General features: G+C 67.3%; 23 protein-coding genes and 1 tRNA gene. 12 read left to right on the top strand and 12 right to left on the bottom strand.

The window, feature by feature from the left end; all coding sequences use genetic code 11:
• Window positions 1–510 precede the first annotated feature (510 nt).
• The gene (locus DS837_RS12870) at window positions 511–816 is read left to right on the top strand and encodes a hypothetical protein (protein WP_014197265.1); all 306 of its coding nucleotides are present in this window, start codon (window positions 511–513) and stop codon (window positions 814–816) included.
• Window positions 817–898: 82 nt separating this feature from the next.
• On the opposite strand, the gene DS837_RS12865 is transcribed toward DS837_RS12870, so the two are convergent.
• From DS837_RS12865 to DS837_RS12850, 4 genes are all read right to left on the bottom strand, one after another.
• Window positions 899–1,351, bottom strand: a complete 453-nt coding sequence (locus DS837_RS12865) for a hypothetical protein (RefSeq protein WP_149165105.1) — start codon at window positions 1,349–1,351, stop codon at window positions 899–901.
• A 157-nt stretch (window positions 1,352–1,508) separates the two neighbouring features.
• Window positions 1,509–2,135, bottom strand: a complete 627-nt coding sequence (locus DS837_RS12860) for a calcium-binding protein (RefSeq protein WP_149165104.1) — start codon at window positions 2,133–2,135, stop codon at window positions 1,509–1,511.
• A gap of 256 nt (window positions 2,136–2,391) precedes the next feature.
• The gene (locus DS837_RS12855; protein WP_149165103.1) at window positions 2,392–2,595 is read right to left on the bottom strand and encodes a hypothetical protein; all 204 of its coding nucleotides are present in this window, start codon (window positions 2,593–2,595) and stop codon (window positions 2,392–2,394) included.
• A gap of 40 nt (window positions 2,596–2,635) precedes the next feature.
• The gene (locus DS837_RS12850; protein WP_109069550.1) at window positions 2,636–2,788 is read right to left on the bottom strand and encodes an entericidin A/B family lipoprotein; all 153 of its coding nucleotides are present in this window, start codon (window positions 2,786–2,788) and stop codon (window positions 2,636–2,638) included.
• A 137-nt stretch (window positions 2,789–2,925) separates the two neighbouring features.
• Between DS837_RS12850 and DS837_RS12845 the strand changes: the two genes are divergently transcribed.
• From DS837_RS12845 to DS837_RS12820, 6 genes are all read left to right on the top strand, one after another.
• Window positions 2,926–4,377, top strand: a complete 1,452-nt coding sequence (locus DS837_RS12845) for an MATE family efflux transporter (RefSeq protein ID WP_149165102.1) — start codon at window positions 2,926–2,928, stop codon at window positions 4,375–4,377.
• Window positions 4,378–4,576: 199 nt separating this feature from the next.
• Window positions 4,577–7,399 (top strand): DNA gyrase subunit A, encoded by a 2,823-nt coding sequence (gene gyrA / locus DS837_RS12840; protein ID WP_149165101.1) that lies wholly within the window; start codon window positions 4,577–4,579, stop codon window positions 7,397–7,399.
• Window positions 7,400–7,420: 21 nt separating this feature from the next.
• Entirely contained in the window at window positions 7,421–7,969 is a 549-nt protein-coding gene (gene coaD / locus DS837_RS12835) for a pantetheine-phosphate adenylyltransferase (protein ID WP_035675985.1), read from the top strand.
• A gap of 121 nt (window positions 7,970–8,090) precedes the next feature.
• Window positions 8,091–8,166 (top strand) — tRNA-Lys (locus DS837_RS12830).
• Between the two features lie 193 nt (window positions 8,167–8,359).
• Entirely contained in the window at window positions 8,360–9,184 is an 825-nt protein-coding gene (locus tag DS837_RS12825) for a ferritin family protein (protein ID WP_149165100.1), read from the top strand.
• Window positions 9,185–9,194: 10 nt separating this feature from the next.
• The gene (locus DS837_RS12820) at window positions 9,195–10,202 is read left to right on the top strand and encodes a YihY/virulence factor BrkB family protein (protein WP_149165099.1); all 1,008 of its coding nucleotides are present in this window, start codon (window positions 9,195–9,197) and stop codon (window positions 10,200–10,202) included.
• 26 nt (window positions 10,203–10,228) lie between these two features.
• Here the strand turns inward: DS837_RS12820 and DS837_RS12815 are convergent, their stop codons facing one another.
• The 5 genes from DS837_RS12815 to hflX form a co-directional block, all read right to left on the bottom strand.
• Entirely contained in the window at window positions 10,229–11,146 is a 918-nt protein-coding gene (locus DS837_RS12815; RefSeq protein ID WP_247889908.1) for an acetyltransferase domain-containing protein, read from the bottom strand.
• A gap of 90 nt (window positions 11,147–11,236) precedes the next feature.
• Window positions 11,237–12,187: a sensor histidine kinase gene (locus tag DS837_RS12810; RefSeq protein ID WP_149165097.1), complete on the bottom strand. Its 951-nt coding sequence runs from the start codon at window positions 12,185–12,187 to the stop codon at window positions 11,237–11,239.
• A 633-nt stretch (window positions 12,188–12,820) separates the two neighbouring features.
• Complete coding sequence (ilvD, locus tag DS837_RS12805) at window positions 12,821–14,686, bottom strand: dihydroxy-acid dehydratase (RefSeq protein ID WP_149165096.1); 1,866 nt, start codon at window positions 14,684–14,686, stop codon at window positions 12,821–12,823.
• A 164-nt stretch (window positions 14,687–14,850) separates the two neighbouring features.
• Window positions 14,851–15,291, bottom strand: a complete 441-nt coding sequence (locus tag DS837_RS12800; protein ID WP_149165095.1) for a DUF2934 domain-containing protein — start codon at window positions 15,289–15,291, stop codon at window positions 14,851–14,853.
• Between the two features lie 124 nt (window positions 15,292–15,415).
• Entirely contained in the window at window positions 15,416–16,822 is a 1,407-nt protein-coding gene (hflX, locus tag DS837_RS12795; RefSeq protein ID WP_149165094.1) for a GTPase HflX, read from the bottom strand.
• 146 nt (window positions 16,823–16,968) lie between these two features.
• Between hflX and DS837_RS12790 the strand changes: the two genes are divergently transcribed.
• From DS837_RS12790 to DS837_RS12775, 4 genes are all read left to right on the top strand, one after another.
• Window positions 16,969–18,615, top strand: coding sequence for a phospholipid carrier-dependent glycosyltransferase (locus tag DS837_RS12790; RefSeq protein ID WP_149165093.1), 1,647 nt, complete (start codon window positions 16,969–16,971; stop codon window positions 18,613–18,615).
• Between the two features lie 57 nt (window positions 18,616–18,672).
• Window positions 18,673–19,407 carry a TetR/AcrR family transcriptional regulator gene (locus DS837_RS12785; RefSeq protein WP_149165092.1) on the top strand — a complete coding sequence of 245 codons (735 nt, stop codon included), beginning with the start codon at window positions 18,673–18,675 and terminating at the stop codon, window positions 19,405–19,407.
• A 137-nt stretch (window positions 19,408–19,544) separates the two neighbouring features.
• Window positions 19,545–19,973 (top strand): phasin family protein, encoded by a 429-nt coding sequence (locus DS837_RS12780; RefSeq protein WP_145671869.1) that lies wholly within the window; start codon window positions 19,545–19,547, stop codon window positions 19,971–19,973.
• Between the two features lie 140 nt (window positions 19,974–20,113).
• Window positions 20,114–20,449 carry a tRNA-binding protein gene (locus tag DS837_RS12775; protein ID WP_149165091.1) on the top strand — a complete coding sequence of 112 codons (336 nt, stop codon included), beginning with the start codon at window positions 20,114–20,116 and terminating at the stop codon, window positions 20,447–20,449.
• A 67-nt stretch (window positions 20,450–20,516) separates the two neighbouring features.
• On the opposite strand, the gene rimO is transcribed toward DS837_RS12775, so the two are convergent.
• Window positions 20,517–21,881: a 30S ribosomal protein S12 methylthiotransferase RimO gene (rimO, locus tag DS837_RS12770; RefSeq protein WP_149165090.1), complete on the bottom strand. Its 1,365-nt coding sequence runs from the start codon at window positions 21,879–21,881 to the stop codon at window positions 20,517–20,519.
• Window positions 21,882–22,227: 346 nt separating this feature from the next.
• Between rimO and DS837_RS12765 the strand changes: the two genes are divergently transcribed.
• Window positions 22,228–22,665, top strand: a complete 438-nt coding sequence (locus tag DS837_RS12765) for a MarR family winged helix-turn-helix transcriptional regulator (RefSeq protein WP_149165089.1) — start codon at window positions 22,228–22,230, stop codon at window positions 22,663–22,665.
• A 117-nt stretch (window positions 22,666–22,782) separates the two neighbouring features.
• Here DS837_RS12765 and DS837_RS12760 read toward each other — a convergent pair whose 3' ends face one another.
• Together DS837_RS12760 and fdhD are read right to left on the bottom strand one after the other, a co-directional pair.
• Entirely contained in the window at window positions 22,783–23,013 is a 231-nt protein-coding gene (locus tag DS837_RS12760) for a formate dehydrogenase subunit delta (RefSeq protein ID WP_149165088.1), read from the bottom strand.
• Window positions 23,014–23,044: 31 nt separating this feature from the next.
• On the bottom strand, window positions 23,045–23,842 hold the full coding sequence (fdhD, locus tag DS837_RS12755) for a formate dehydrogenase accessory sulfurtransferase FdhD (RefSeq protein WP_149165087.1): 798 nt from the start codon (window positions 23,840–23,842) through the stop codon (window positions 23,045–23,047).
• Window positions 23,843–23,986: the final 144 nt, after the last annotated feature.

Below are 23,986 nucleotides of genomic sequence, written 5' to 3'. Positions count from 1 at the left end.
ATTGCTACTCGATATATACATGCCACGACTATGATGTATTTCAAAAGACTCACAGTGAAGTAGCCTATCTTTACTAGGTTATTTTTTTTTTTTTATAAAAAGAAGAAGCGGCAATCCAACTCTGGCCTTGCTGGGGGGGGCGGGGTAGTTTAAAAAAGACACCCCTTTTGGGCGGGGGGGGGGGGAAAAAAACCCCCCCCCCCGCCGCAAGCGTCTATTGTAAAGATTTTCATTCCGAAATGGCATTGAACTTTACGAATCCGATCACGCTGTGGGTGGGGGCGCCAAGACATCATTGAAATTCAAATTCTTATAAAAAAATACAATCATTGGGTGTGCATAACCTTTCTGAGTACCCGGATGACCGTGAGGGAGGGGGGTGTCGTTCCCCCTCCCTTATGGCACCGGTCGCAGGCTTGTCTTCGCATGACCTGCGCAGGCCGGGCTTGACGGGGGATGCCCGCCACCCGAGATTTCACGGCGAGCGTCCGTCGTGATCCAGGAGCAGCCATGGCCCCCCAGCGCCGTCACATCCTGCGTGCCCTTGCCGCCGTCGCGGTCGGTGGTGGCGCGGCGACCCTGTCCGGCCCCGCCGCGGCGTTCCGCGTGATCCCGAACGATGATCTGAAGGGTGTGCTGGACGAGGGCTGCGGCGCCACCGCCTATCATCGCCGGATGATCGACGAGGCGGTGCAGGCGGCCGGCGTCTCGCTGACGGAGGAGCAGCGCAACACGCTCCTCTCCCAGATCTCCTGCCCGACCTGCCGCTGCCCGCTGAACCAGATCGACAATCCCGCGGCCGGCCTGCGTTTTTAGAGACTGGCCGAGACGCCGCGCGTCGGCCAGACCCTGCGCCCCGTCATCGGAGCTTCTTCGCACGGTCTGGCCAAAGACGGTGTCAGCGCGGGGCGGTGGCGCGGTTCCAATTGGTGGCGTCCGCCGGGTTGCCGGGCAGGGGAGCCAGGGCCGGAGCCATTGCGGCTGGCGTGGCGAACAGGGCGTCGAACTCGTCCGCCGTCATCCCGGTGAGGACGAGTGCCTGCCGCTCTTCCGAGTAGCGCAGCTGTCCGGAGTCCAGCGTCACGTGACGCTTCACAGGATGGACCGGAGCACCGCTCGCCACCACGAGTTGGACCGGCTCGCGAGCCGGGGTGAGGACGACATCCTCCACGGCTCCCATGATGCGGTTTTCCGGAATGGACTGCACGGTCAGCCCGACCAACTCCAAAGGCGACATCTGCGCCATGGGACGTTGCGTGGCGCCGGTCTCCGCGCAGGCGCCGAGCGCTGCCAGTGCGCAGACGGCCAGCAGCCGGATGGCGGGGCGGGGGGTGAAGCGTCGATGGTTCATGCGTGGCTCCTCCGTCGCGTGGGCAAGGCTATAACGCGGCAGCGGAGCAGAGGGGTCGCAGGGAGGATCGGAAAAGGGCGCGGCCGGCGGCGGCCACGCCCCTTGCGCCATCAGTCCCTCATGCCCGCGGTACTTCCTTCAGGTGAGGATGCTGCCGTCAGGTGAAGACATAGTCGCGGCCGGGCACCAGCCCCACCGAGTCCACGGACAGCGACGACCCGTCGCGGAAGCCGAAGGCCGTGCTGGTGGCGGTGGTGGAAACGGTCAGGTCGGCGGCGGAGAAGCCGCGGAACTCGATGCGGTCGATCCCCGCTTCGAAATAGCTGATGTCGTCGGTGCCGAAGCCGCCCGGCGCCACGTCGAAGCGGAAGATGTCCGTGGCGCTGTCGCGATAGCTGACCATGTGGTCGTTGCCGGCTCCGGGCAGGAAGACGTCGGACCCGTCGTCGCGCAGCGTGTCGATCAGCCAATCGTCGCCGATTCCGCCGACCAGCGTGTCGTCGCCGCGCCCGCCCTTCACCGTGTCGTTGCTGGACCCGCCATCCAGCCAGTCGTCGCCGGCCCCGCCGAACAGCTGGTCGTCGCCCTGGCGCCCGTACATGCGGTCATTGCCCGGATCGCCGGCGTAGGGATCGCCCAGCCAGTCGTTCCCAAGCCCACCATCCAGCATGTCGTTGCCGAGACCTCCGGAAAGCGAATCATTCCCTCCATTGCCATAGACCGTGTCAGCGGAGTCGGTGCCGAGATAGCGTTCGGCGGCGTTGGTTCCCGAAAACCTGGCCATGGTTGCCTCTCCTCAATGATTAACAAATCGTTAACATCAAGTCGGTAAGAGAGAAAGGTAAAAAAACACTTAACGCATCGGCGCCAATTTTTGCCACGGCCCCTTGGGTCTTGTTGCTCTTGTGTTTCGGTGTTGTTTCCAGATTCGAATCTTCGATTTCCAAACACTGACAATCAGAAAATGAAAAAGGCCGGCGCCTTGCGGCACCGGCCTTTCTTGAAACTGCCTGTTGCGAACAAACGCCGTGTCCGACGCTCTACGCCTGGGTCGGCGACGGCATGCCGGGGATCGGCTGATCCGCTGGCGGCGGCATTTCCGGAGGGGTGTCGGGGTTCTCGGGCACCGGGTATGGGTCCGGCGTGGTCGGACGGTCCGGCTGCGGGGTGTTCGGGTTGCTCGGCGGCGGCACCTCGGTAGGGTGTCCTGGGGTGGACCGTTCCGGCGTCATGGGATCGCTCATGCGGGCGTCTCTTCCGTGGTTGAAATGTGTGGTGGGCGCGTCACTCGGCGGCGCGTTCGACGGCCCGGCCACCGGCCTGGACATCCTGCCCGGCCCCTTCGATCGTGTTGCAGCCGGCAAGCAGGGCGGCAAAGGTCAGAACGAAGCTGGCGAGAGCGATCTGGCGGACGGGGAACGGCATGGCGCGGCTCATGATCCCGAACTCCTCAATGGATGCTGTTGCTTCGTCAACGCGCTGCCGCGGGCGTTGGTTCCGGCCCATTCGGCGGATTTGCAACAGGGCGGAAGGACAATAAGCCGCCACTTGACGTGGTACGCCGCAAGGTCAAGATGGCCGGTTCCGCCACCGGCGGCGACAACCGTACACAAACGACCGACACACAAGCGACCGACTGCCCGATCATGCCCGACCACGCGATTCCCGCCCCTTTCCTGGCAGACCGTCTGCGCACCCACGCCGGCGAACTGCTGCGGCTGGCCGCCCCCGTCATCGTCTCGCGCGCCGGCTTGGTCGTCATGATGGCGGTGGATACGGCCATCGTGGGCCGCTACAGCGCGCAGGAGCTGGCCTATTACGGGCTGGCCCATCTGCCGGCCAATCTGCTGGTCACCACCGGCGTCGGGCTGATGATGGGCGTGGTGGCGGTGACCGCCCATGCCCTGGGCGCCGGCCAGGACGCCGAATGCGGGCGTATCTGGCGCCGGGCGATTCCCTACGCGCTGCTGCTCGGCATCCTCTTCGCCCTGGCCTCGCTGGCCGGCGAGCCCTTCTTCCGCCTGACCGGCCAGTCGGCGGATCTGGCGGCGGGCGGCGGGCAGGTGATGGCCGTGCTCGGCTACGGCATGCCGGGCATGATGCTGTACGTTGCCACCGGCTTCTTCCTGGAGGGGCTGAAGAGGCCCATACCGGGCATGGTGGCGATGATCCTCGGCAATCTCCTGAACGCTCTGCTCGCCTGGATGCTGGTGTGGGGGCATGGCGGCTTCCCGGCCATGGGAGCGGTCGGCTCGGCCTGGGCGACCACGGCGGTGCGCTGGGGGATGGGGCTCGGCCTCGTCTTCTACGCCTGGCACATGAGCGACCACGCGCGTTGGGCGGTGCGCGACCCGGTCCGCGACTGGTGGAGCGGCAGCCGCAAGCAGCGCCATCTCGGCTACGCCGCCGGGGTCAGCCTGGGCGTGGAGAGCGGCGCCTTCGCCACGCTGGGCCTGTTCGCCGGGATGATCTCGCCGCTGGCGCTCGGCGCCTACACGGTCGGGCTGAACCTGACGGCGCTGCCCTTCATGGCGGCGGTCGGGCTGGCTTCGGCCACGGCGGTGCGGGTGGGGGTGGCCTATGGCCGGCGCGACCCGCTGGACATGGCGCTGGCCGGCTGGACCGGGCTGGGCGTCACCAGCCTGATCCTGGCCGGAGTCGGGGTGCTCTACCGTTGGATGCCGGAGCCGCTGGCCGCCATCTACAGCGCCGATCCCCAGCTGATCGCCGCGGTGGCGCCGCTGATCGCCTTCACCGCCTGGGTTCTGGTGGCGGATGGCGGGCAGGTGGTCATGGCGAACGCGCTGCGCGGGCGCGGCGATGCCTGGGTCCCCACCGCGCTGCACTTCATCTCCTACGCGGTGGTGATGATTCCCGTGTCGGCCTTGCTCGCCTTCGGGTTGGACCGCGGGGCGCGTGGTCTTTTTGAGGGAATTTTGATCGCCAGTGTGGTATCCGTGACCATCCTTTCGCTGCGCTTCGCGCTGTTGAGCCGCCCTCGGCCTGCAAAGGCCGAAGGCCATTGACCTGCAAAGGCCAGAAATCGTGGGAACGCCGGAGCGTTGTGTGCACATGCGAAAGCTGATAGGAATTCTTATATTACATGCAGCGGCCCGAAGGGCCGTGCGGACGTGCCCCGTTGAACCGTAAGTGTTGACCTTGAGCGTTGAACAGCAAGCGTTGAACACCGAGCATCGCCGCAGCCCGTAGAATGAGTTTGTCTCCTTGAGCACGACGCCCCTTCCTCCCGCCTCCGACATCGCGCCGGTCACCATCGAAGACGAGATGCGCCGGTCCTATCTCGATTACGCGATGAGCGTGATCGTGAGCCGCGCTCTGCCCGACGTCCGCGACGGGCTGAAGCCGGTGCACCGCCGCATCCTCTACGCGATGAAGGAGGGCGGGTACGACTCGACCAAGCCCTATAAGAAGTCGGCGCGCATCGTCGGCGACGTGATGGGTAAATACCATCCGCACGGCGACAGCGCGATCTACGACGCCATGGTCCGCATGGCGCAGGGCTTCTCCATGCGCCTGCCGCTGATCGACGGGCAGGGCAACTTCGGTTCGATGGACGGCGACCCGGCGGCGGCCATGCGCTACACCGAGGCGCGGCTGGCCAAGGCGGCGGAGGCGCTGCTCGACGACATCGACAAGGACACCGTCGATTTCCAGGCCAATTACGACGATTCGGGCAAGGAGCCCACGGTTGTCCCGGCGCGCTTCCCGAATCTGCTGGTCAACGGCGCGGGCGGCATCGCCGTCGGCATGGCGACCAACATCCCCACCCACAATCTGAGTGAGGTGGTGGACGCCTGCTGCGCCTACATCGACAACAACGACATCACCGACGAAGAGCTGATGGAGTTCGTGCCCGGCCCGGACTTCCCGACGGGTGGCATGATCCTCGGCCGGTCGGGCGTCCGCTCGGCCCTGATGACCGGGCGCGGCTCCGTCATCATCCGCGCCAAGACCGAGATCGAGGAGATCCGCAAGGACCGCTTCGCCATCGTGGCGACGGAGATCCCGTACCAGGTCAACAAGTCCAAGCTGATGGAGCGCATCGGCGAGGTCGTCAACGACAAGACGATCGAGGGCATCTCCGACCTGCGCGACGAATCGGATCGCGACGGCGTGCGCGTGGTGATTGAGCTGAAGCGCGACGCCATGGCCGACGTGGTGCTGGCCCAGCTCTTCCGCCACACCCAGCTGCAGACGTCCTTCGGCGTCAACATGCTGGCGCTGAACGGCGGCCGGCCGGAGCTGATGAACCTGCGGCAGATCATCGCCGCCTTCGTCCGGTTCCGCGAGCAGGTCATCACCCGGCGCACCGAGTTCCTGCTGGGCAAGGCGCGCGAGCGTGCCCACACCTTGGTCGGTCTGGCCGTCGCCGTCGCCAACCTGGACGCCATGATCGCGCTGATCCGCAGCGCCCCGGACCCCGTCTGGGCGCGCGAGCAGATGATGGAGCGCGAATGGCCGGCGCTGGACGTCGCACCGCTGATCGCGCTGATCGACGAGCCGGGCCGCGGCGTGTCGGAGGCCGGCACCTATCGCCTGTCGGAAGAGCAGGCCCGCGCCATCCTCGACCTGCGCCTGCACCGCCTGACCGGGCTGGAGCGCGACCGGATCGGCGCCGAGCTGACGGACGTGACCGACCAGATCGCCGATTACCTGGAGACTCTGGCCAACCGCGCGAAGCTGCTGGGCATCCTGCGCGACGAGCTGGTGGAGATGAAGGAGCGGTTCGGCACTCCGCGCCGCACCGAGATCCAGGAGCTGGAGTTCGAGGCCGACATCGAGGACCTGATCCAGCGCGAGGACATGGTCGTCACGGTCAGCCAGTCCGGCTACGTGAAGCGCGTGCCGCTGTCCACCTACCGCGCGCAGAAGCGCGGCGGCAAGGGACGGTCGGGCATGTCGATGAAGGCGGAGGACGCGGTCAGCGACCTGTTCGTCGCCAACACCCACACGCCGCTGCTGCTCTTCTCGTCGCGCGGCATGGTCTACAAGCTGAAGGTCTACCGCCTGCCGCTGGGCAACCCGCAGGCGCGCGGCAAGGCCTTCGTGAACCTGCTGCCGCTGATCGATGGCGAGACCATCACCACCGTCCTGCCGCTGCCCGAGGACGAGGCCGTGTGGGCGGACCTGCACGTGGTCTTCGCAACGTCGAAGGGCAACGTGCGGCGCAACCGCCTGTCGGACTTCGCCAACATCCGCTCCAACGGCCTGATCGCCATGAAGCTGGAGGAGGAGGGCGAGCGTCTGATCGCCGTCCGCACCTGCTCCGAGGCGGACGACGTGCTGCTGGCGACCGGCGGCGGCAAGTGCATCCGCTTCGAGGTCGCCGACGTGCGCGTCTTCGCCGGCCGCACCTCGACCGGTGTGCGCGGCATCCGTCTTTCCGACGGCGACGAGGTCATCTCGATGACCACGCTTCACCATGTCGACTCCTCGCCCGAAGAGCGCGCCGCCTTCCTGAAGATGAAGCGCGAGGAAGGCGTCGAGATGGAAGGCGAGGCGGCGCCGGAGGCCGACGAGGTGCCGACCGAGGCCGTGACGATCAGCCCCGAACGCTACGAGGAGCTGAAGGGCCTGGAACAGTATGTGCTGACCGTGACCGAGCGCGGCTACGGCAAGCGGACGTCGTCCTACGAGTACCGGGTGACCGGCCGTGGCGGCCAGGGCATCTGGAACATGGAGATGGGCGACCGCAACGGCTCCATCGTCGCGGCCTTCCCGGTGGAGGACTCGCACCAGGTGATGATGGTCACCAATGGCGGTCAGGTCATCCGCATGCCGATCCACGACGTGCGCATCGCGGGACGCAAGACGCTGGGCGTCACGCTGTTCCGCGTCGGTGCGGACGAGCGCGTGGTGTCCGTCGCCTCCATCGCGGAGGATGAGGACACCAACGGGAACGGGACCAACGGCAACGGTGGCGATCCGAACGGCGGCGGGACGGCCTCCGTGGACGACGCGCCCGTGGACGATACGTCGGCAGATGGCGCCGCTCCTGGCGATACCCCCGGTGATACGATCGAATAAAAAGAGGCGGAAGGTACTCCCATGGCCAAGCGCCGCATCGGTGTCTATCCCGGCACCTTCGACCCGATCACCAACGGGCACATGGACATCATCCAGCGGGCGTCGCGTCTCGTCGATCATCTGATCGTCGGCGTCGCCCGCAACGCCGGCAAAGGCCCGCTCTTCTCAACGGACGAGCGGGTGGCGATGGTCCGGGAGGACGTGACCGCCCTCAACAACGCCGGGGCCAGCATCGAGGTGCGGGCCTTCGACACGCTGCTGATGCATTTCGCGGTGGAGGTGAACGCCACCGTGATCATCCGCGGCCTGCGGGCGGTCTCGGACTTCGAGTACGAGTTCCAGATGGCGGGGATGAACGCCCGCCTGAACCCGAAGATCGAAACCATGTTCCTGATGGCCTCGGAGAAGAGCCAGTTCATCTCCTCCCGCTTCGTGAAGGAGATCGGGCGTCTGGGCGGCGACATCCGCGGCTTCGTCAGCGGCCGCGTGGCTGAGCATCTGGCCGAGCGCTTCGCCCTGGAGGCGGGCAACGGCGACGCCAGCAAGCAGGTGCAGACGCTCAAACAGTGACGGCGCCGGGGCCGCGGCGGAGGGCGAAATTTTTGTGCGCTCCGCCCAACCCCGCTGTTGACCGGGGCGTCACCGCCCCCTATGTTGCGCCCCGCATCGGCAGCAGGCCGCATGCTTCTGTGATCCGGTAGCTCAGTCGGTAGAGCACGTGACTTTTAATCATGTGGCCGTGGGTTCGAATCCCACCCGGATCACCATTCCCCTCGATCATTTAGCGCTCTGACGGACCGTTGCGTGACCGTCTGCAAGGGTTCGGGGTACCGCCCCCGGTTGCCGCCTGTTTAAAAAGATCGGACGGGTGATCCCTCGTGTCACCCCGGCCGCAAGCCGGAACCTTCCGCCGACGTCCGGTGTTGCTTGGCGGCAGCGTCAAGAGGGGGAGTTGCCGGCATGAACCGAGCCACCGATCCGTATGCCGACACCATGGGCGGCGTCGCGGCGGACAATACAGAGAACGCCACACCCACATCCGACGCATCGGCATCGCCGCGCGGCCGGCGTGGAAAGGACGAGATCGAGCAGGACATCCACGCCATCCGAGGCCGCATGGACGCGGTGCTCGACGAAATCGAGTTCCGCCTCTCGCCCGGCCAGATGTCGGGTGGAGTCATCGAGGTGGTGCGCGATGTGGTGGAGGGCAACCCGTCGCGGATGGCCCGTGCCATCCGCTCCAACCCCTGGCCGCTGGCTCTGGTGGCTGCGGGCGCCCTGTGGTTCGCCTGGACCGTCTCACGCACACCGGAGATCGAGCCGACCGTTTCGGGCACTGCTGCGGGACGGGTCGCCGACGGCGCGATCCAGGACGTGCTGAGCGTTCTTGTGGCGGCGTGTCGCCAGGGAGCCACCGGATTCCGCCAGGCCGACATGGTTCTGAACGACCCTGACCTGAAGGGACGGCTGGTCCAAGTCGCCACACAGTTCGACCGCAGCGCCGCCGCCTTGGAGGCGGAACTGGTGCGCCGTGGTGGCGGCCGTGACCTGCAGGCTCCTGTCCACGCGGTCTGGCGTGACCTGGACACGGAGCTGGGTGGTCCGCGGACGCGCGGCGGGCTGCTCCGCGGGCTGGAGAGCGGCGTGGAAGGGACGTTGGGGCTGTTCCGCAACAGCCTGCACGATGACCTGCCCGAGGACCTGACGGTGATCGTCGGCGCCCATTTCCATGAGATCGAGACGGTGCGTCACCGTGTCGGCGCGTTGCGCGAAGCGGTCGCGTGAGGGAGGGGGCATGCTGGGGCTGAGCCGTCGCCACCGCAATCAGTATCCGCGCGTCGAGATGGGAGGGCGGGGGCGATCGGCGGCCCGGCCCTCCGACATCCCGAAGGCGGGTTGGAAGGACATCCTCTGGCGCACCTGGGAAGAGCAGGGGAAGGACAACATCTCCATCGTGGCGGCGGGGGTGGCCTACTACGCCCTGTTCGCCATCTTCCCGGCGGTCGCCGCGTTGGTCTCGCTGTATGGCCTTGCCTTCGACCCGGCGGGGGTGGAGCAACAGGTCAGCCAACTGGCCGGGCTGCTACCTCCGGAGGCGCTGGACGTGCTGCGCGATCAGGCGCGCAACGTGGCGTCGGCACCGCGTGAAGGTTTGGGCTTCGGCGTTCTGTTCGGCCTCGCCCTGACGCTGTGGAGCGCGTCGCGCGGCACGAATTCGCTGATCACCGCGCTGAACATCGCCTACGGGGAAGAGGAGCGGCGCGGCTTTCTCTGGCTCGCCTTCCTATCGCTGGTGCTGACGCTGGCCGGGCTGGTGTTCGTGATCATGACCCTGGCGCTGATCGTGGCGGTTCCAGCGGCCATCAACTTCCTTGGCCTGCGGGAAACCCCCATCGGTTGGGTCGCCAGCCTCGCGCGCTGGCCGATCCTGGCTGTGGCCATCATGCTGGCGCTCGCCGTGCTCTACCGCTACGCTCCGGACCGGCGACAGCCGAAATGGCGCTGGGTGACCTGGGGCTCGGCCGTCGCCACCACGCTGTGGATCGTCGCGTCGGTGGGCTTCTCGGTCTACGTCTCGAACTTCGGAAGCTACAACCAGACCTATGGCTCGGTCGGGGCGGGTGTGGTGCTGTTGCTGTGGTTCAACCTGACCTCCTACGTCATCCTGATGGGGGCGGAGCTGAACGCGGAGATCGAGCATCAGACCGCCCGCGATACGACGGAAGAGGATGGGCGCGGCCCGAAGCCGATGGGCCATCGGGACGCCTATGTTGCCGACACGGTTGGGAAGCGCCGGGCTTAGCGCTTCCCCCGCTCGACGTTATCGGGTCAGCGATTGCCGCAGCTCTGAATAACGCCATCGACCTTGCGGGAGCTGTCCGCGGTCAGCCGATCGTGGATGAAATCGGACCACAGGCCGGCCCGGTTCAGATCGTCGGACACGCAGCGGCAGGTGGCGGTGCAGCGTTCCATCTCGCCGCCGCTGCTGGTGCAGGTCGCCACGCAGGATGTCTGGAAGCTGCGGATGTCCGCCGGGTCGGCACCAATTCCCATCGCCAGCAAGGACAGCAAGCCGAACAGCACGGGCTGGTGCAGCAGATAAACCGCCAGGCTGTGCCGTCCGGCCCAGGCGAACCAACGCCCGACCATTCCGCCTGGAGCCAACGTCGGGCCGGGACGCCACAGGCGCCCCAGCGCCATCCCGAACAGGAAGCCGCCGAACCAGGGGAAGAGCGGCACATAGTCGTTCGATTCCGGCTCGAAGGTCATCAGCCCGACCCAGCGCAGCCAAGGCTGGTCGAACAGCGGCAGGGCGACCGTCTCGCCCAGCGCGATCACCGCCACGCCGAGCAGCAGAAGCACCGGCCAGGGAAGGCGCAGCAGAGCGAGGCCGAGCAGGCTCGCCACCGCCATATGGTGCAGCACGCCGAAGAAGATCGGGCTGTCCGGAAACATCGCCACCGACACCGCCGACACACCGCCCGCGGCCAGGGCAAGCATGGCGAAGCGCCGCAGGAAGCGGCGCCGGTCGATCCCATCTTCCGCCGCCAGGACGAGGCTGAGGCCCGACAGGATCAGAAAGCTGCCGAGGATGCCGGTGCGCGCGGCCAGCCAGAGCGGATCGCCGAACAGGTCGAAGTTGGCCAGCCCGAGATAGGTCAGGTCCCAGGAACCGTGATAGAGAGCCATGGCGAGCAGCGCCACGCCGCGCGCCATGTCGATGACCCCGACGCGACGCGCCGTCATGGTTGCCGGAGCCGCCGATGCGGGTGAGGTGAGGAGGATGGGCATGGGCGACTTTTGCCGGAATGGCCTTTCCCTGTCCACCGGCGCCGGTCAAGAAACCATGGTCGGGGAAAGAACGAGCCGGGCCGTGGTGCCCTGGCCGGGAGATCCGGTCATGCTGAAGGTTCCGCCGATCTGGGCGGCCAGCGAGCTGACGATCTTCAAGCCGAGGCTGGAGGGGCGGGTCAGGGTGAAGCCATCGGGAAGGCCCGCCCCGTCGTCACACACCGTCAGCACCAGTTTCCCATCGTCGGCCCGCAGGTCGACGCCGATCCGTCCGGCCTCGCCGTTGGGGAAGCCGTGCTCCAGTGCGTTGCTGACCAGCTCGGCGAGGATCAGGGCCAGAGGGATCAAGGTGTCCGGCGGCAGATCGGACTCGGCGGCGCTGACCGTGCAGTCGACCCGCTCCGCCCCGGATGTCTTGAGGATGTCCTGGCATAGCTCGCGCAGGAACGGCTCCATGTCCATCGGCCCGTCATGGGGAGCGTGAAGCCGGCGGTGCAGGCGGCCCAGCGTGGACAGCCGTCCGGCGGTCTCCTCCAGCGCGCGGCGGGCTTCGGGATCCCTGACCTTGGACTTCTGAATCGCGATCAGGGAGGAGGCGAGCTGAAGGTTGTTGGAGACGCGGTGCTGAAGCTCGCTGAACATCACCTGGGTTTGCTGTGTCAGGCGGGCGCTGCGGTTGCGCTCCTCCGCCAGCCGCTCCAGCGCCACGTTCATGATGTGAATCACGGCGATGTCCACCGCCACGACCAACCCGAAGAAGCCCAGCGCCAGCGCGCTGCCGGGGTTCAGGTCGAGCGATTGGCTGGTGCCGAGGAAAAAGTACCAGGAGGCCAGCCCGCTCAGAATCGCCGTCAGGATGCCCGGCCACAACCCGGCCAGGAAAGTGGTGACGATGACCGCCGGGAAGAAGGTCAGGAAGGGGAAACCCGCCGGCAGCCGGTCGTCCAGGGCAAGTCGCGCTACCAGAGCGATGGCGAAGGCCGCCAGCGCGAACATGAACCCCAAACCCTTATGCCCGCGCAATCGGGAGAGCTGGGCAAGGGTCATATGCGGCGGTCGTCCGTTTCGGAAGAGGGGAACGGACGGGTCGTCCGTGGAAGAGAGCGTCTACGATATGGAGATTCGTATGCGAACGCACCGACTTTTATGCGGGTGCTTGGCAAATTAAGTTCGATCTTCGTAACGTTCGTCCGGCGCTTGGTCGCGTGTCTTCACGACGAGGCCAGGGCGTTGCGCAAGTCAGCGCGTTGGTCCGGCAAAGGCGCTATCGACCCTTGTGCGGCGATGCGTCCAACGCAGAACGCTGAAACCGGTGGCAACGGGGCTTGTGGGCAATCACGGCGATCAGGCGACCGGTATCCCCTTCCGCTGCGGTCAGGGCCAGGACGGAACCGACGCCTTCCTCGGGCTGGTGCAGGGCATCCGTCAAATCCGCCAGTGCGCGACGGAACGCGATCCCATCGGGTGGCGCCCCGGTGTCACCCTGAGCGACGGACCGCGGCTGCGAAAAAAGAAACGGCGCTGCGGATTGCCGCTGCGCCGTTCGTTGCCGCATGTCGCCTGTGCAACTTTTCCGAAGGCCTCAACCGGAAGATTTTGGGACCTTTCGGTCGAGGCGTCGGTACGGTGTCAGCGCTTCACGGCGATGCCTTCGACCTGCGACACGTCGCGCACCGCGCCGCGGTCCGCGCTGGTGGTCAGGGCGGCGTAGGCGCGCAGAGCCGGCGAGACGACGCGGTTGCGGTTGGCCGGCTTCCAGGCGTCGGCGCCCTTGGCGTTCTCGGCGTCGCGGCGGCGCTGCAGCTCCTCGTCGGATAGGGCGAGGTTGATTTTGCGGTTGGGGATGTCGATCTCGATCCGGTCGCCGTCCTGGACGAGACCGATGGCGCCGCCCTGCGCCGCTTCCGGCGAAGCGTGGCCGATCGACAGGCCCGACGTGCCGCCGGAGAAGCGCCCGTCGGTAACCAGGGCGCAGGCCTTGCCCAGCCCCTTCGACTTCAGGTAGCTCGTCGGATAGAGCATCTCCTGCATGCCGGGACCGCCGCGCGGGCCTTCGTAACGGATGACCACCACGTCGCCCGCCTTGACCGTGTCGCCCAGGATGGCCTCGACCGCCGCGTCCTGGCTTTCGAAGACGCGGGCCGGGCCGGCGAAGACGAGGTTGGAGGCGTCGACGCCCGCCGTCTTCACGATGCAGCCCTTCTCCGCGATGTTGCCGAACAGCACGGCGAGGCCGCCGTCCTTGCTGAAGGCGCTGTCGACGGAGCGGATGACGCCCTTGTCACGGTCGAGATCCAGTTCGGGCCAGCGCTTCTCCTGGCTGAAGGCGATGGTCGTCGGGATGCCACCGGGGGCGGCTTTGAACATGGTGTGCACGCCCTCGTCCTGGGTGCGCTTGACGTCCCAGCGGTCCAGCGCATCGCCCAGCGTCTTGGCGTGGACCGTCGCGACGTCGCGGTTCAGCAGCCCGCCGCGGTCGAGCTCGCCCAGGATGCCGAAGATGCCGCCGGCCTTGTGCACGTCCTCGATGTGGACGTCGGACACCGCCGGGGCGACCTTGCAGACGTTGGGGACGCGGCGCGACAGCCGATCGATGTCGTCCATGGTGAAGGGCACCTGACCCTCCTGCGCGGCGGCCAGCAGGTGCAGCACCGTGTTGGTGGAGCCGCCCATGGCGATGTCGAGCGTCATGGCGTTCTCGAACGCCTCGAAGGTGGCGATGCCGCGGGGCAGGGCGGTGGGGTCCTCCTCCTGGTACCAGCGGCGGCACAGTTCGACGGCCATGCGGCCGGCGGCGAGGAACAGCTCCTTGCGGTCGGCGTGCGTCGCCAGGATCGTGCCGTTGCCGGGCAGGGAAAGGCCCAGCGCCTCGGTCAGGCAGTTCATCGAATTGGCGGTGAACATGCCGGAGCAGGAGCCGCAGGTCGGGCAGGAGCCGCGTTCCATCACCGCCGCTTCCTCGTCGGTCACGGTCGGGTCGGCGGCGGCGACCATGGCGTCGATCAGGTCGACGGCCTTGGTCTTGCCGCGCCAGTTGACCTTGCCGGCCTCCATCGGGCCGCCGGACACAAAGACCGCCGGGATGTTCAGCCGCATGGCCGCCATCAGCATGCCGGGGGTGATCTTGTCGCAGTTGGAGATGCACACCAGCGCGTCGGCGCAATGGGCGTTCACCATGTATTCGACCGCATCGGCGATCAGCTCGCGCGACGGCAGGCTGTAGAGCATGCCGTCGTGGCCCATGGCGATGCCGTCGTCCACGGCGATGGTGTTGAACTCCTTGGCGACGCCGCCGGCCTTCTCGATCTCGCGGGCGACGAGCTGGCCCAGATCCTTCAGGTGGACGTGCCCCGGCACGAACTGGGTGAAGGAGTTGGCGATCGCGATGATCGGCTTGCCGAAATCGCCGTCCTTCATGCCCGTCGCGCGCCACAGGCCGCGGGCGCCCGCCATGTTGCGGCCGTGCGTGGAAGTGCGGGAGCGATAATGCGGCATGTCTCTACCTCAGGGATCGAACATTGCGTGCGGATGCGCAGGGGCAGCAACACTAGCAATCCCGAAGGGCGGAAACCAGACCTCTCGTTCCCTTAACCGCCCCATTTTCCGGCTGGCGAGGCATAGGTGCTTTGCGGAGAACGGGAATGGGAGCGCCCCGCCCCTCAGCCGCGCGACGCGTCCCGGCGCGACGCCTTGCCCGGCTTTCCGCTGGACGCCCCGCCGCGGGAGATCTGGCCGCCGGTCTTGGTCGTGCCGGTCTGCTCCGTCCGTCCGGCGGCCACCGCCGAAAGATTTTCAGCCGCCGCCCGTGTGCCGCCGCCCCGGGCGGCTTTGGGAGTGGCCTTTGGCTTCGCGGGGGCCGGCTTCGCTGGGGCCGGCTTCGCGTCGGTCGCCTTCGTGGAACGCCGTTTCGGCGGGGCTTCCGGGGCGCTGCTTTCCGTTTCCGCGCTCTGCCGCTCGGCGCGGATTTCGTCATCGACCTCGGCTTCGGCCTGGGCCCAATGCTCGTCATGCCGGCCGTCGGGGCGGCCGTCCCGCTCCCAGATGTCGTGGGCACGGCGGCGAACACGCTCGGCCCGATCCTGGCCCGGCTTTTCGGTCATGGGGCTGCCTCCTCCTGGTCATGGCGGGTCGGGGTCACGGACCGGCCTGTCCGTCACAACGCAGGAGAGCGGCAGTGGTTTCCGAACATCCGAAAGCGCGGGCCAAAAGGCGGAAGTTGTATCGTCAGCGGCTTTCCTGTCCGACGAACCGGCTTTCGAAGCGGGCGGCGTCGGCGGGGGCCAGGGCGACATGCACATGGGCCTGTCCATCCTCGTCCCGGCGGTCCAGCACCTGTCCATGCTCGTACAGCCACGCCAGGGCGCGCCCGTCCGCAAGGTTCACGCTCAGTTCCAACACCTGCCGACCAGCCGATATGCGCCGGTCCAGCAGATCCAGCAAGTCGTCCAGGCCCTCACCGGTCAAGGCGGATACGGCGACGGCGCGTTCCTCACCCTCCATCATGCGCTGGTTGGCGAGGCGCATGTGGAGCGCTCCGCGGGCGGTCGCCGGCATCTGGTCGGTCTTGTTCAGCACCTCCACCACCCGCGGGTCGTTGGCGGCGTCGATCCCGAGATCCGCCAGCACCGAGTCCACATCCGCCTTCTGCGCGGCCGCATCGGGATGTGAGACGTCGCGGACGTGCAGGATCAGGTCGGCGGCCTGCACCTCCTCCAGCGTCGCCCGGAAGGCGGCGACGAGTTGGGTGGGCAGTTCCGACACGAAGCCCACCGTGTCCGACAGCGCCATGGTCTTGCCGGAGGACAGGGCGATCCGACGCACCGTGGGGTCGAGCGTGGCGAACAGCATGTCCTCGGCGGTGACGCTGGCGCCGGACAGCCGGTTGAACAGCGTCGACTTGCCGGCGTTGGTGTAGCCGACCAGCGCAACCAGCGGCGTGCCGCCGCGCTGCCGGGCGGAGCGGTGCAATTTGCGCGTCCGCCGCACCTCTTCCAGGTCCGACTTCAGGCGGGTGATGCGCTCGGCGATCAGGCGGCGGTCGAGTTCGAGCTGGCTTTCGCCGGGGCCGCCCAGGAAGCCGAAGCCGCCGCGCTGCCGCTCCAGGTGGGTCCAGGACCGCACCAGCCGCGAGCGCTGGTAGGTCAGGGCCGCCAACTCGACCTGCAACTGACCCTCGCGGGTCTGGGCGCGCTCCCCGAAGATCTCCAGGATCAGGCCGGTGCGGTCGATCACCTTGGCCATGCAGCGGCGTTCCAGGTTGCGCTGCTGCACCGGACTCAAGGGATGATCGATCACCACCAGATCGGCGTGAAAGGCTTCCACCATCCCGCCGATCCGCTCGGCGGTGCCGCGCCCGAACAGAGTGGCGGGATCGGGGCGGGCGACGCGGATCACTTCGGCGTGCGGCACCTCCAGGCGGATGGCCTGGGCAAGCGCAATCGCTTCGGAGAGTCGCGCGTCGGGCTGGCGCGCCGCGGCGTTTCCATCGTCGGCATGCGTGGGCAGGACCGGCAGGATGACCAGAGCGCGGCCGGCGGAGGGCGGTCCCGCCCCGTCAGGATCGTGCCCCTGGTCATTGCGGGAAACGGAGGCGGCGGAACGGGGTGACGGGCGGTCGTCGGAATCAGGCATCGGGCTGGCACCGTTCCTTCAGGCAAAGGGGTTGGGCGATCAAGAGTTGCAGGCCCGCAAAAAACAGCCCGCCGCTGCCGCGGTTCCAAAACCGTCCGGAATCGTGCACAAACCGCTGGCGTGTAACCTCTGGGCATACTCCGATCATGTCATCCACAGACCGCGGCGCCACGTCACCCAATACGGTCAGGCCCAACCGTCCGGCTGGGGTGCCCAGCGCCGGCGTGCTGGAGCGCTGGCCATGGTGGGGGCTGTGCGGGGCGCTGGCGGCGGCGATGGTGCTGTCGGCTCTGGTGATCGGCTTCCGTACGCCCTACTGGTCGCACGCCGACCAGGATCTGGTGCTGGCCTATCATGGGCTGCTGTTCAACGAGGGGCTGGCCCAGGAGTATTTCGATCATCCCGGCTACACCTATTTCCTGGTGATCGAGGTCTGGTACCGGCTGCTGCACGCGCTGGGGCTGATGCCGGTCGTCACCCTGTCCAGCCTGCCGCCCGCCGCCGACACCGCCGTTTACGACGCGGCTTGGCAGAATCTGGTGGAGGCCGGACGGGCGCTGTCCATTCTCATCACCACCGGCTTCGCGCTGGTCTACGCCAACCTCGTCCGTACGCTGGTCGGCGACCGTCGGGTGGCCTTCCTGGCCGCCGTGGTGATGGCTTTCGGCATCGGCCTGTCCACCCAGGCGCGGCAGATGCGCACCGACCTGCTGTCGGCCTCCTTCGTGGTCACGGCGCTTCTTCTGGTGCTGGTCGCCGTCCGCACCGCACCGGGCTGGCGGCCCCTGCTGCTTCTCGGGCTGGCCGGTCTGCTGGCCAGTTTGGCGGTGGTGACGAAGATCCAGGCGATCTTCCTGGCGCTGGGCATTCCGGTGATCGCGCTGGCCTTCGGGCGCCGCTTCGCGGGGGAGGGCAGACATCACTGGATCGCCGCCGGCATTCTGGCGCTGGCGGCGGGCGCGGCGGCGCTTCCCGCGGTGGCCCTGATCCAGCACGGCATCGCCAGCGCCGGGCAGTCGCTCTACCCCTACCGGCCGGTCGGCGGCGGGCTGTCGGGGGTCTATCAAGGGATCATCGTCGGTTGGGTCGTCCTCGGCATGGCCGTCTACGCGGCGGTGTGGCGGGTGCGCCTGTCCTACGCGGTGGCGGCCATGGCGGCGGTCGTGCTCGGGCTGGCGCTCGGGGTGCTCGCCCTGACGATTCGTCCGCATGAACAGAACGTCATCGCCGTCGCCAACCTGATCGAGCACATGTTCGTCTTCACCACCTGGAAGCATCAGGCGGCGCTCCAGGGGCAGGAGCAGGTGCTGTCCGACGGGCTGGTGACGCTGCTGGCGAAGGGGCTGTGGCGCACGCTGGCGATTCGCACCATCGTCCTTCACCCCGACAACATCCCGCAGACCGTCGTTGTGGAATGGTTCATCATCGCCGGCTGCATCGTCCTGTGGCGCCGGGGGGAACGTGTGGCCGCGGCGCAGGCGGCGCTTCTGCTGCTGGTCGCCTGGGGTCTGGAGACGCTGTTCTCCCTGCGCGGCTTCCAGCGGGCCTACGCCGCCTACACCGACCCGTTGATGGGGCTTGCCGCGGCCTGGGTGCTGCTGCGCCTGCCCGGCCTGCTGGATGGCGCCCGGACGCGTCGCTGGATCGTCGGCACGGTGGCGCTGGTGGTGGTGATCGCCCAGGTCTGGCCGGCCATCGAGGCCATCCGCCTGCCCAACCCGGCCGGCCAGTGCGGCTGGATCCCCACCTACATGAAGCGGGTCGAGCCCTTCCCCTTCTGCCGCCCCGGTTGAGGTGCGGCGCCGGCGTCCCACATCATGGGGATAGGCTGACCATAAGGTTCGACCCCCATGGACGACACCGCCGACACCCGCTGGAAGACCGATCCTGACGCCCCCGACACCGCGGGCCACGCCGCGGGAGGGCAAGGCGCCGACGAACTGGACCGGCGGGTGGCCGCCGCGGCGATGCGGCTCGCCGCCGGGCAGGGCTGGCGCAACACCGGGCTGCTGGCGATCGCACGGGCCGCCGGGGTGGCGCCGGATGTCTTCTACCGCCGCTTCCCAGATCGCTCCGACGTGCTGGCCGCCGTGTCGCGGGTCGCCGACACGGCGGTTCTCGCCGACGATGCTCCGGTCGGTCCGGACGAGAGCGCCCGCGACCGGCTGTTCGACGTGATGATGCGCCGCTACGACGCGTTGCTGCCCTACCGCGACGGGCTGCGTTCGGTCGTCCGCGATCTGAAACGGGAACCGCTGACGGCGCTGGCCTTCTCCCGCCATTTCGGGCGCTCGATGGCCTGGATGCTGCGCGCCGCGGGGGTGGAGGCCGACCGCACCGGCGGCGCCCTGCTCGTGGCCGGGCTGGGCGCGGTGCAGGCGCGGGTCATGCGCGTCTTCCTGGAGGACGACAGCGCCGACCTGTCGCGGACCATGGCGGCGCTGGATTCCGAACTGCGGCGGGCGGAGCGCTGGGCTGGGGCATTACGCCGCAGATCCGGACGCGCCTCTTTCTCCGAATCGCAAACGGCGCCGCAGGGCGTCGGGGAACCGGCCAGGGAACCGGGAAGCGCGTCCGCCGGTTGAGGTTCCGTAGGGCGCAGTGTAACCCCTGGTGCGACGCACAAGGGCGTTGACTATCTTTTTGGCAATCTGCATAGTCGCGCCACAGGTTTGCTGCGCCGCAGCACGCCTAATGAATCCTTTCGTCGGGGGTGAGAACCATGGCCAAGCAGACCGGTAACCCGTTCCTCGAATTCGATCTGTCCAAGATGCTGGGCGAATACAAGGTGCCGGGCCTGGACATCGAGTCCATCCTGGCGAGCCAGCGTAAGAACATCGAGGCGGTGACCGCCGCCAACCAGCTCGCGATCGAAGGTCTGCAGGCCGTTCTGCGCCGCCAGGCCGAGATCGTCCGCTCCTCCGTCGAGGAGGCTGGCAGCTACGTGAATCAGGTCGCCGCCGCCGGAACGCCGGAAGAGAAGGCCGCCAAGCAGGCCGAACTGGTGAAGACCGCCTTCGAGAAGGCCCTGTCGAACATCAAGGAACTGGCCGAGCTGGTCGCCAAGTCCAACACCGAGGCCGCCGACGTGCTGTCCAAGCGCGTGTCGGAGAGCCTGGACGAGGTCAAGGCCGCCATCGCCAAGAAGTAAGCTCCTCTCCCACCGGAGAGTGCCGCAAGGGGCCGCCCACCGGGGCGGCCCTTTCGCGTTTCAGCTTCGGCGGCGCCGGTGCTAGCCTTGCCCGCGACGATTGAAACCGTGACAACCGCAACAGGGTAGGGACGGGAACCGTGACCATCAGCTACGACGATTTCCTGAAGGTGGACATCCGTGTCGGCACCATCATCGCGGCGGAGCCCTTTCCGGAGGCGCGCAAGCCCGCCTACAAGCTGACCATCGACTTCGGGCCGGAAATCGGCACCCGGCGCAGTTCTGCCCAGATCACGCGCCATTACACGCTGGATGAGCTGGTGGGCCGTCAGGTGCTGGGCGTGGTGAACTTCCCGCCCAAGCGCATCGGCCCCTTCACCAGCGAGGTTCTGTGCCTGGGCTTGCCCGACGCGGAGGGTGAGGTCGTGCTGGTTGGGCCCGGGCAGGGCGTGCCGAACGGCGGACGGCTGTACTGAGGCCGCGAACAGCAAAAAGGGCCGGGAGGCATCGCCGTCCCGGCCCTTTTTCTTTATGCCAAGCCTCTCACTCGGCGCGTTCGATGGAGCCCCAGAGATCGTATTCGTCAGCGTGCTCGATGGTCACGTCCACGATGTCGCCCGGCTTCACGTTCGTCTCGCCGTTCAAGAAGACGTTGCCGTCAATCTCCGGCGCGTCGGCGTAGGAGCGGCCGATGGCGCCCTCCTCGTCGACCTCGTCGATGAGGACGCCCAACGTGAAGCCGACCTTCTGCTGGAGCCGCTCGGCGCTGATCGCCTTCTGGGTTTCCATGAAGCGCTCCCAGCGCTCCTGCTTGACCTCTTCCGGCACGGCGCCGGGCAGGTCGTTGGCGGTGGCGCCCTCGACCGGCTCGTACTTGAAGCAGCCGACGCGGTCGAGCTGCGCTTCCTTCAGCCAGTCCAGCATGAACTGGAAGTCTTCCTCCGTCTCGCCGGGGAAGCCGGTGATGAAGGTGGAGCGCAGCACCAGATGCGGGCATTCCTGCCGCCACTTCCGGATGCGGTCGAGCTGCTTCTCCTGGGCCGCCGGGCGGCGCATCGCCTTCAGCACCGTGGGGGAGGCGTGCTGGAACGGGATGTCCAGATAGGGGAGGATGCGGCCCTCCGCCATCAGGGGGATCACCTCGTCCACATGCGGGTAGGGGTAGACGTAGTGCAGGCGCACCCAGACGTCGAAATTCGCCAGTTCGCGGCAGAGGTCGATGAAACGGGCCTTCACCTTGCGCCCGTACCAGTCCTCTTCGGCGTACCTGCGGTCGATGCCGTAGGCGCTGGTGTCCTGGGAGATGACCAGCAGCTCCTTGACGCCGGCGGTCGCCAGCTTCTCCGCCTCGCGCAGGACCGAAGCGACCGGCCGGCTGACCAGATCGCCGCGCAGGGACGGGATGATGCAGAAGCTGCAGCGGTTGTTGCAGCCCTCGGAAATCTTCAGATAGGCGTAGTGGCGCGGGGTCAGCCGCAGCCCTTCCGGCGGCACCAGATCGGTGAAGGGGTCGTGGACCGGCGGCACGGCGTCGTGCACGGCGTTGACGACCTGCTCGTACTGGTGGGGACCCGTGACGGCCAGCACGTCCGGATGGACCTGCCGGATCATGTCCGATTCCACGCCCATGCAGCCGGTCACGATGACCCGACCGTTTTCCTTGATCGCCTCGCCGATGGCCTCCAGCGATTCCTTCTTGGCCGAATCGAGGAAGCCGCAGGTGTTGACCAGCACGACGTCCGCGCCGTCGTAGGACGGCGAGATCTCGTAGCCTTCGGCGCGCAGGCGGGTGAGGATGCGCTCGGAGTCGACGAGCGCTTTGGGGCATCCCAGGCTGACGATCCCCACCTTGGGGGAGGAGGCCGGGTTGGTCTTGAAACCGGGAATGGACGGGGGCGTGCTGGTCATGGCGCGCATATATAGGCGAGTCGCGGCGCAACGCCAGACAAAACGCGCGGCGCAGCCCCGACACGAGGTGGTAGGTGCCCTGCGTTGTCTTCGCACCGGTCCGGTAATCCGGACGGCGCCACAGGGGGGTGCGACACCTTGTGCTGAATGGGATTTAAGGTCAATGTTTCGTTTACTGTCGCGATGCCGTAGTGTGCGCCCCGTCGTCGGGGGTGGGGAGTCATGGACTTGCCTACTGCAGTATGTTAGTTTGGTGACCATATAGTCTCTATAACGTACAGACGCGTTGCCGGCTTTTCGCTCTGCGGCGCCGTCTTTCTCCGGCAACTGTCGAGACTCCGCTGCCATGTCGAAAAGCCCACCGTCCCTGGCATCGGCGCAGGCGATCGCCGAGGTCATGATGCACATCGGTCACATTGCCGACAGCATGGGCTATACGCAGGGTCTGAAGCCGTCGCAATGGACGGCGCTGCGCTATTTCGCGCGCGCAAACGACAGCCAACGGACCGTTTCCGCCTTTGCGGACTTCCACGCGACGACCCGCGGCGCGGCGTCCCAGATGGTCGAGGTTCTGGTGACGAAGGAATTGCTGACGCGGGTCCCGGTGCCGGAAGACCGCCGAGTCGTTCAGCTTCACCCCACGGAGAAGGCGTTGGCGCTTCTCGAATATGATCCGCTGAAGGACTTCGCTGCGGTCATCGCGGCCCTGCCGGGGCCGGATCAGTTCCAACTCGCGGATCTGCTGTCGCGCGTGCTGAAGGGGTTGTTGAGCCAGCGGGCGTGAGCGGGAGAGGTGCTGTTGCCCCCTCCCTAACCCTCCCCCGCTTCGCAGGGGAGGGAACTAAACCCCCTCTCCCGCGAAGCGGGGGAGGGCCGGGGAGGGGGCAAGAACGTCACCGAACTACGCGCTCCCCACCGTCGGCCCCTTCAGCCGCTCGACCGCCTGGGTGACGATCTCATGCAGGCCTTCGCCGCCGGCGCTGCTGTGATCCAGCAGACGTTGGCGCATGCGCGGTTCCCAGAAGGCGCGGATGTGACCGGCGGTTTCGGTCACCGCCTCGTCCTGCGGGTAGGACTGGAAATAGCTGGCGATCTGGTTCGCCATGCGGACGAGTTCGCGTGTGGTGTCCATGGGTCGGCTCCCGGAAATTTGGTTTTCTTCGTCAACGGAACAGCATGACGCCGTTGCCGCGCGCGCGGGCGGCCAGCGTCATGCCGGCGGCGCGGGCGAGCTTCAGCGCCAGCGCCGTGGGGGCGGAAATGGTGGCGAGCATGGGAATGCCGATGGTCGCGGCCTTCTGGACCAGCTCGAAGCTGCAGCGGCTGCTCATCACCGCGAAGCCGCCGGACGGGTCGATGCCCGCGCGGGCCAGCGCGCCGGCCAGCTTATCGAGTGCGTTGTGCCGCCCGACATCCTCACGCGCCATCACGATGCGCCCGTCCGGCCCGGCCCAGGCCGCGGCGTGCAGGGATTTGTTGGCGCGGTTCATCGGCTGGTGGTCGGACAGGGCGGCAAAGGCGGCAGCCACCGCCGCCACCGACGGGGTGAAGCCCGCCGTCACCTTCGGCGGCTCGCGCACCGCGTTGGCGAGGCTGTCGATCCCGCACAGGCCGCAGCCGCTCCGCCCTTCCATGGACCGGCGGCGGAGCGAACCGCGCAGAAGACGCAACGGGTCGGCCTCGATGGACAGGACGATGCCGTCCTCCACCGGGCGGACGTCGATGCGGTCGATGTCGACGGCGCTGCCGACGATTTCCTCGCACAGGCTGAAGCCCAGCGCGAAGTCCTCCAGATCGGCGGGCGTCGCCATCATCACGGCGTGGGAGCGTCCGTTGTATTCGAACGCCACCGGAGTCTCCTCGGCGACCAGCCATGTCACGTTCGCCAGATTTGCCGCCTGATCGGCGGTTTCCGGAAAGCCGGTGCCGCTGGCCGGCAGGGAATGGGCGAGTGACTGCATCGTTGGTCTCCTGTTTTCCCTCTCCCGCCCCGGGAGAGGGAAGGGGCCTGCGCGCAGCGCGGGAAGGGTGAGGGTGCTGACAAGTATCATCCGCTGATCTTTGGACGACCCTCACCCGGCCGCTTCGCGTCCACCCTCTCCCGG

Origin of the sequence: Azospirillum brasilense (assembly GCF_008365405.1) — a bacterium.
Classification (GTDB): domain Bacteria; phylum Pseudomonadota; class Alphaproteobacteria; order Azospirillales; family Azospirillaceae; genus Azospirillum; species Azospirillum brasilense_D.
The sequence above is the reverse complement of the archived record's forward strand: the minus strand, read 5'-3'. Positions and strand labels throughout refer to the sequence as shown.